Genomic DNA, 4,233 nt, shown 5'->3' with positions numbered 1-4,233 from the left:
GTAAGAGCCCGTTACAATCGATATTATAATAATCAAAAATTATTAGTGAACAAAATGAAAGAAATAGGCTTCAAGCCATTAGTAGATGAAAAATATCAATCTCCTATTATTACATCTTTCATTTATCCAGAAGCAGGATTTGAATTTTTGCAGCTGTATAATGAATTAAAGCGATATGGATTTGTTATTTATCCTGGTAAAATTTCGAAAGTAGATACGTTCCGCATTGGAAATATCGGTGATGTACATGAAGACGATATTAATCGCTTAGTTGATAGTATTGCTAAAGGGGTTGTTATAGGGTGAAAGTATTTTGCTTAGGTGGAGCAGGTAAAATTTGTCGTGAAGCAATTTTAGATTTAGTTCAATTTTCATCTTTTGAGACGATTACGGTAGCCGATTTTAATGAAGAGGAAGGCCGAAAAGTAGTAGAGTGGTTAAACGATCCTCGTGTTGATTTTGTGAAAGTCGATGTGACAAATCATGAGGATACGGTCGCAAAAATGAAAGGCTACGACATTGTAATGGATGGTACGACGATAAAGTTAAATGGATTGTCTACTCGCTGTATCGCAGATGCCGGCTGTCACGGTGTGAACTTAAATGGATTCGGTGAAGAAAATGAATCCCATTCTATATTTGTTCAAAACGGAAAAGCATGTTTACCTGGGTTTGGTATGACGCCAGGTGTAACGCAAATGATGGCTATGTATGCAGCAAATCAGCTAGATTCTGTAGAGTCAGTTAGAGTAAGTCATGGCTCATATCGTCCAATTGCTTTTTCTGCATCAATTACAGAAACAACGACATATGAATATGATCCACATTTACCGTCGCGTACAGTGTATGAAGATGGTGAATTTAAGCAAGTACCTCCGTTTGCGCGCCCGAGAGAAATTGAATTACCAGCGCCTTACGGAAAAACAATGCAGTATATCATCCCGCACTCAGAAACGATTACGTTAGCGAAGGCACTGGAGGATAAAGGTGTTGGGCTGATAGAAACGAGAGGTACTTGGCCAGAGCAAAATATGCAGCTCGTTCGTGCTTTATATGATTATGGTATATTGCGTAATGATCAAATTGAAATAAACGGTAAAGAAATTGGTATTATGGATTGTATTTCGAAGTATCTATTACAATCGAAAGAAGGGCAAGCAACAGAGCTTTATGGTTATGCACTTCATGTAGAAGTAGTAGGTATGAAAAATAATCAAAAACAGCGACATGTATTATACCATACACATCCGCTATCTGACGGTTCTGTAGTAGGTTGGGAGAAATTAAGAGCCTATACAAGAAATGTTGGTATCCCATTTGGAGTTGCTACAGAGTTAATTGCAAAAGGAGTAGTTAATAAAGTCGGTGTTATTACTCCTGAAGAAGCTTTTGAAAATCCACAAATTATTTTTGATGAATTGGAAAAGCGTGGTATTTATATTCATGAAGAAATTTTCACTGAAAAAGAAAATTATAACTTTGTATAAGTAAGGCAGTTTATGAGGTAGATATAAATGGGGTGAGGCTATGTCTGTAGTAGGTGAAGAGAGAAAGAGGACAATTCTTGAGAAGGTAGAGTTTAAAGGGAAAGTAAAAGTTTCAGAATTAGCGAGAGAGTTCGCAGTATCAACAGAGACGATTCGTCGGTATTTAGAAGAATTAGATCGTGAAAAAAAATTGAAGAAAGTGTATGGTGGAGCTGTTCAACTTCCGGGAGCTGGGATAGAGGCACCGATGTTAGAACGAGAGATGCTGCATATAGAAGAGAAGAAAAGAATTGGGTATAAAGCAGCAACGTTTGTGGAAGATGGGGATGTTATTGCGATTGATGATGGAAGTACACCACTTCAAATGGTGCCATATCTTGTTCATCGTAAAAATTTAACGATTGTTACGAGCTCTTTTCCAGTAGCGACACAATTAATATCTTCTATTAATAAAAAGATGTTTCACGGTGAAGTTTTATTTATTGGTGGAAAGGTATCTCCAAAACATTCACGTGTGTCGGGTTCTATTTCGCAGCAAGTAATTCATCAATTTCATTTTCATAAAGCATTCGTTTCGATTGATGGATTGTTACCTAGCTTTGGGGTTTCCAGCTTTGAATTAGAAAAAGCGAAACTGTCAGAAGCGATGATTAAATTATCGGAGAAAACATATATTTTATGCGATCATACAAAGGTAGGCGTAAAAGGGAACTACCGAATATCAGGATTTTCTCGTATTCAACATGTTATTTGTGATAAGAAAATGCCATATAGTTTTGAAGAAGAAGTCAAAAAGCATAATATTCAATGGACAGTTTGCTAGTAATCAGTGGGAAATTCCATCTCTCTTTAATTATTAGTAATGTTTAACGTGAATTTTGAGATGCTCATGAATAATGAGTAATAAAGGTTTGTATTCGTGCAAAAAAAGTGGACACATTTTCTCGCTTCCTTCATATAATTTACCAATAGAAAAAAAGTTGGCTGAAGGAAAGAGGGGACAGGAATGTCGGAACGAATATATAATAAGCTTGTAGTTTACACGAATGTTTTGCAAAAACTCGGTGTTATTAATGAAAAAGAAAAAAGTGAAATCCTTCATACAATAGGTAAAAAAGCCCTTTGAATAAAGGGTTTTTTTATTTTTTATCGTCGGAAATATAATTTTAATGTAATATTCTCGTTGACAACGATAATGAGATTCATTATCATTTATTTGTAGGTAATTGATAAAAGTTATCAATTACTAAAAATTATATAAGACAAGGGGATATTATTTTGAAAAAAAATTATATTAAGGCGCTAGTAGTAGCAACAACATTAGCAATTCCATTTGCTGCGTATTCTACTCCAGCATTAGCAGCAATAAAAATTGAAGCAAATCAGTCGGTAGCAGCAGCGAGTGATCGTACGTATGATACTGAGATTAAAATTTATAAGGATCAAAAAGACGAGCCATCTATGGTTTCTCAATACATAAAAAATCCTAAAGTAGCGATTGAAGACGGGAAAAAAATTGTTACTGTAACTGTACAAGATAGCGATTATTTTCAATACCTTAGAATAGAAGATAGAAACCAGCCGGGTGTATTTCATGATGTGAAAGTTTTGTCAGAAGATAAGAGAAAAAATGGGACGAAAGTAGTTCAATTTGAAATTGGTGAATTTGAGAAGAAGCATAATATGCAAATGCATATACTTATTCCGGCTATTGGATATGATCATAAATATCAAGTTCAATTTGAAATTAAAGATCCGACTTTAGGCGAGAAAGAAACAGGGAAACCAGATGATGATTCTAATTCAGGCAATACGGAAACGGATACTCCAGTTGATAGTCAAAACATGATAACAGATAAGAAACTACGAGAACTTGTTAATAAAAAAGTATTTAATAGAAAAGATTTAAATACACCAATTACGAAAGAAGAGTTATTACAAGTAAATGATTTGTTTTTAAATACGAATGAGATTCTTGATTATAGTGCATTAAAATATATGCCAAATTTAAAATCTTTAACAGTTGCGAATGCGAAGATAAAAGATACGTCGTTCTTTACGAACTTAAAGCAATTGAAACATTTGGCTTTACGCGCTAATGAAATTGTAGATGTAACACCACTTGTGAAGATGGATAATTTAGATTCTCTTGATTTAAGTAATAATAAAATTACGAACGTTGCACCACTAACGGAAATGAAAAATGTAACAAGTTTATATTTAGCAGGAAATCAAATTGAAGATATAACACCATTAGCGAAAATGGAACAACTAGATTACTTGAATGTAGCAAATAATAAAATTATGAATGTTGCTCCGCTAAGTAAGCTGAAAAATGTAACATACTTATCTTTAGCAGGAAATCAAATTGAAGATATTAAACCGCTTTATACGCTACCGTTAAAAGATTTAGTATTAACGCGTAATAAAGTTAAAGATTTATCAGGAATTGATCAATTGAATCAATTACAAGAGTTATGGATTGGGAAAAATGAAATAAAAGATGTTACTCCTCTAAGTAAGATGACACAGTTGAAAGTTTTAAACTTACCTAATAATGAGTTAAAGGATATTACTCCATTATCAAGTCTAGTAAACTTACAAAAACTTGATTTGGAAGCAAATTACATTTCAGACTTAACACCAGTTAGCAATTTGAAAAAGTTAGTATTTCTAAGTTTTGTTGCAAATGAAATCCGTGATGTTCGACCAGTTGTAGAACTAAGTAAAACGGCTTACATCAATG

General features: G+C 33.7%; 3 protein-coding genes and 1 pseudogene. All 4 read left to right on the top strand.

Going from position 1 to position 4,233, the window contains the following annotated elements; translation table 11 throughout:
• Positions 1–306 (top strand): annotated as a pseudogene (locus AC1DTM_RS19030) (2-aminoethylphosphonate--pyruvate transaminase); the annotation flags it as partial.
• Positions 303–1,487, top strand: a complete 1,185-nt coding sequence (locus AC1DTM_RS19025; protein WP_477000656.1) for a saccharopine dehydrogenase family protein — start codon at positions 303–305, stop codon at positions 1,485–1,487. The pseudogene AC1DTM_RS19030 and the gene AC1DTM_RS19025, both read left to right, overlap by 4 nt.
• 40 nt (positions 1,488–1,527) lie before the next feature.
• A complete protein-coding gene (locus AC1DTM_RS19020; protein ID WP_002158735.1) occupies positions 1,528–2,310 on the top strand; it encodes a DeoR/GlpR family DNA-binding transcription regulator in 783 nt (260 codons plus the stop codon).
• Between the two features lie 455 nt (positions 2,311–2,765).
• Positions 2,766–4,233, top strand: a 1,468-nt coding sequence (locus AC1DTM_RS19015; RefSeq protein ID WP_477000655.1) for a leucine-rich repeat domain-containing protein, incomplete at its 3' end; no start/stop codon positions are given.

This window comes from Bacillus sp. P4_D3, from assembly GCF_056401855.1.
This window is presented reverse-complemented; position numbering and strand designations above follow the sequence as displayed.